The sequence below is a fragment of the Mesorhizobium sp. M4A.F.Ca.ET.050.02.1.1 genome (assembly GCF_003997725.1).
Classification (GTDB): domain Bacteria; phylum Pseudomonadota; class Alphaproteobacteria; order Rhizobiales; family Rhizobiaceae; genus Mesorhizobium.
Window position 1 is genome coordinate 1 of record NZ_RZSG01000754.1, and the last position, 2,911, is coordinate 2,911.

The window sequence follows — 2,911 nt, forward strand, 5'->3', positions numbered from 1 at the left end:
GTGCTGTTCCTCGAGCCTGGAGAATTTGAGGCCGCGCGCACTAGCTTCTTTCCGTCGATCAAGGAGACGCTGAACCACATCCTCGCTGTCGACCATCTCTATCTCGATTTTCTCACGGAGGGTGGTGTCGGCGCTGCCGCCTATGATGATTTCGTGCCGTTCGACAATGTCGCCGATTTGGTAGTGGCGCAGATCACCTTCGACCGCAAACTGATCGCCTTCTGCGATGCTTTGTCGGAGGCCGATCTAGACCGTCGTGTCATCACCGATAGACGCGAAGACGGTATGATCCCCGAGCGCATCGGCGACATCCTCGCCCATGTCTTCCTGCACGACATCCACCACCGCGGGCAGGTGCACGCGATGCTCTCCGGCACTTCCGTTCCGCCGCCGCAACTGGATGAGTTTTTGCTCGACTACGACATCAAGCTGCGGAAGGACGAGGTCGAGCGGCTCGGTCTTTGAACCGCTCGCCCTCCTCGGCCTTACGCCGCCTTGCCGTCCAGCTTGATCACGCCGCGCTTGATCTGGTCCTGCTCGATCGATTCGAACAGGGCGCGGAAATTGCCCTCGCCAAAGCCCTCGTCGCCCTTCCTCTGGATGAACTCGAAGAAGATCGGGCCGATCACGGTTTTCGAGAAGATCTGCAGCAGGATCTTGGTCATGCCGCCGTCGACGACGCCTTCGCCGTCGATCAGGATGCCGTGCTTCTTCATCCGCCCGATCGGCTCGTCGTGATCATGCACACGGTCCTGCGACATCTCGTAATAGGTGTCGGGCGGGCCAGGCATGAACTTCAGCCCGTTGGCGGCAAGCAGGTCGGTGGCCTCGTAGATCGCGTCCGTGCCGACAGCGATGTGCTGGATGCCTTCGCCATTGTACTTCTTCAGATATTCGGCGATCTGGCTGGTCTCGTCCTTGGACTCGTTCAGCGGAATGCGGATCTTGCCGCAGGGCGAGGTGATGGCGCGGCTGACCAGCCCGGTGATCTTGCCGTCAATGTCGAAGAAGTGGATCTGCTTGAAGCCGAACAGGTCGCGGTAAAAGTCCCACCACTTGTCCATGTTGCCGCGATAGACATTGTGGGTGAGGTGATCGAGGTAGTAGAAGCCGACGCCCTCCGGCTTCGGGTCGCGCTCGCCCAGCCACTCGAACTCGGCGTCATAGGCCGAGCCTTTCTCCCCATAGGTCTCGATGAAATAAAGCAGCGAGCCCCCTATGCCGACGATGGCCGGCACGTCGAGCGCTTTGTCGGTGCCTTCATAAGGCGTGGCACCCTTCGACACGGCATGGTCGAAGGCGTGCTTGGCGTCGACAACGCGCCACGCCATCGAGGCGGCGCAGGGGCCGTGTTTGTCGACGAATTTCATCGCATGCGAGCCGGGCTCGGCATTGACGATGTAGTTTATGTCGCCCTGCCGCCAGACGGTGATCGCCTTGGTGCGGTGCTTCGCCACCGCGACATAGCCCATGCGGGCGAAGAGCTCGGCGAGCTTGGCAGGCTCGGGATGCGCGAACTCGACGAATTCGAAACCGTCGGTGCCGGCGGGGTTCGCCTTGCTGATCCTGGCGGGCGGGGCGTCGTGCGGGAAGGGGCCCATGGCGGTTCTCCGAAGCTGTTGCGGCCGGTCTTGGCCATCTTCGCTCATGATAACGCCGGAGGGCCGCACGGTGCTTGCATTCGAACGCCTGAAATGCTCATGTCATGCGTAGAACGTGCATGGTTGGAGGAAAATCCGTGGATAATGCGCGCCTTGATCAATTCGATCGCAAGATACTGGCTCTGCTGCAGGGCGACGCGCGGCTCACCAACAACGATTTGTCGGAGCGGGTGAACCTGTCGGCCTCGCAATGCTCACGTCGCCGCCAGCGGCTGGAGGAGGACGGCTATATCAAGGGGTACCGCGCGGTGCTCGACCGGGATCGGCTGGGCTTCTCGCTGGTCAACGTCATCTCGGTGACCTTGGCCACCCACAATCGCGACAATGCCCGCCGCTTCGGCGAGTTGGTGGCGCGGCTGCCCGAAGTGCAGGAGGCGCACGCACTGACCGGCGAGATGGACTACATTCTGAAAGTGGTGACGCCCGATCTCAAATCACTGTCGGAGTTCGTCAACGGCGTGCTCCTGCCGCACGAATCCGTCCAGCATGTGAAGACGGCAATCGTGCTGGAGACGCTGAAGGAGACCGGCGCGCTGCCGATCTAGGTGCGCTGATGTTCAGGGGAGGCCGGCCGCCAAACGGCTTCCTGCTTCCGGTGCTCACGTACTTTAAGTACGCTCCGCTCCGGTTCTGGGAAGCCACCGTTCTCGGCTCGGCCTGACCTGAATCTCAGCACACCTTGACAAAATTCAGCCCCTCGACTGCTGAATCAGCCCATAGAGATTGGTGCAGCGGGCGCCGGAGCGGCAGTAGGCGAAGACCGGGCCCTCGAGCTCGTCGAGCGCCGCGGCCTGGTCCTGGACATTCTCGAAGGTGATCTGGCCGCTGATGACCGGGATGAAGCGGAAGGCGAGGCCGGCCGCCTGGGCCGCTGCCTGGACGCTTTCGGCCGAAGGCTGGCCGGGCTGCTCGTTGTCCGGCCGGTTGCAGATCACGCTCTTGAAGCCGGCTTCCTTGATGGCGGTGATATCGCTGGGCTGGATCTGGCCCGAGACCGAATAGTCGTCGCTGATCTCTCGGTATTCCATGGTCGTCCTCGCAATCTGGTCGCGCGGCAGTCTTGCCACTCCCGGAGCGAGCCGGCAACTGCTCCCGCCGATCGCGTATCGTCGCACGCCGCCGGCGTCGTCTTTGCAGATAGACATTCGCGGCGGAAAATCCAGCCGGACCATCACAATCCGGCTGGATGAGCGGACCTCAGCTGCCGAGGATCGCGCCTTTGATCTGGGCGATGTTGTTGTGCATCATGT

General features: G+C 61.9%; 5 protein-coding genes. 3 read left to right on the plus strand and 2 right to left on the minus strand.

Annotated features, from left to right (window positions below):
- On the plus strand, nt 1-465 hold a 465-nt coding region (locus EOA33_RS30590), incomplete at its 5' end, for a DinB family protein (protein WP_145989367.1).
- A 20-nt stretch (nt 466-485) separates the two neighbouring features.
- Here EOA33_RS30590 and hppD read toward each other — a convergent pair.
- The gene (gene hppD / locus EOA33_RS30595) at nt 486-1,601 is read right to left on the minus strand and encodes a 4-hydroxyphenylpyruvate dioxygenase (protein ID WP_126055044.1); all 1,116 of its coding nucleotides are present in this window, start codon (nt 1,599-1,601) and stop codon (nt 486-488) included.
- Nucleotides 1,602-1,738: 137 nt separating this feature from the next.
- On the opposite strand from hppD, the gene EOA33_RS30600 reads away from it, so the two are divergent.
- The gene (locus EOA33_RS30600) at nt 1,739-2,206 is read left to right on the plus strand and encodes an Lrp/AsnC family transcriptional regulator (protein WP_126055043.1); all 468 of its coding nucleotides are present in this window, start codon (nt 1,739-1,741) and stop codon (nt 2,204-2,206) included.
- A 144-nt stretch (nt 2,207-2,350) separates the two neighbouring features.
- Here the strand turns inward: EOA33_RS30600 and EOA33_RS30605 are convergent, their stop codons facing one another.
- The gene (locus EOA33_RS30605; RefSeq protein WP_127407347.1) at nt 2,351-2,689 is read right to left on the minus strand and encodes a TIGR01244 family sulfur transferase; all 339 of its coding nucleotides are present in this window, start codon (nt 2,687-2,689) and stop codon (nt 2,351-2,353) included.
- On the opposite strand from EOA33_RS30605, the gene EOA33_RS39915 reads away from it, so the two are divergent.
- Nucleotides 2,688-2,911, plus strand: a 224-nt coding sequence (locus EOA33_RS39915) for a hypothetical protein (RefSeq protein ID WP_210212629.1), incomplete at its 3' end; no start/stop codon positions are given. The two genes, EOA33_RS30605 and EOA33_RS39915, sit on opposite strands and share 2 nt — an antisense overlap.

Bases quoted from the DNA above. Each gene is read 5' to 3' on its own strand.
- EOA33_RS30605 (WP_127407347.1), bottom strand. From the start codon at position 2,689: ATGGAATACCGAGAGATCAGCGACGACTATTCGGTCTCGGGCCAGATC.
- hppD (WP_126055044.1), bottom strand. From the start codon at position 1,601: ATGGGCCCCTTCCCGCACGACGCCCCGCCCGCCAGGATCAGCAAGGCG.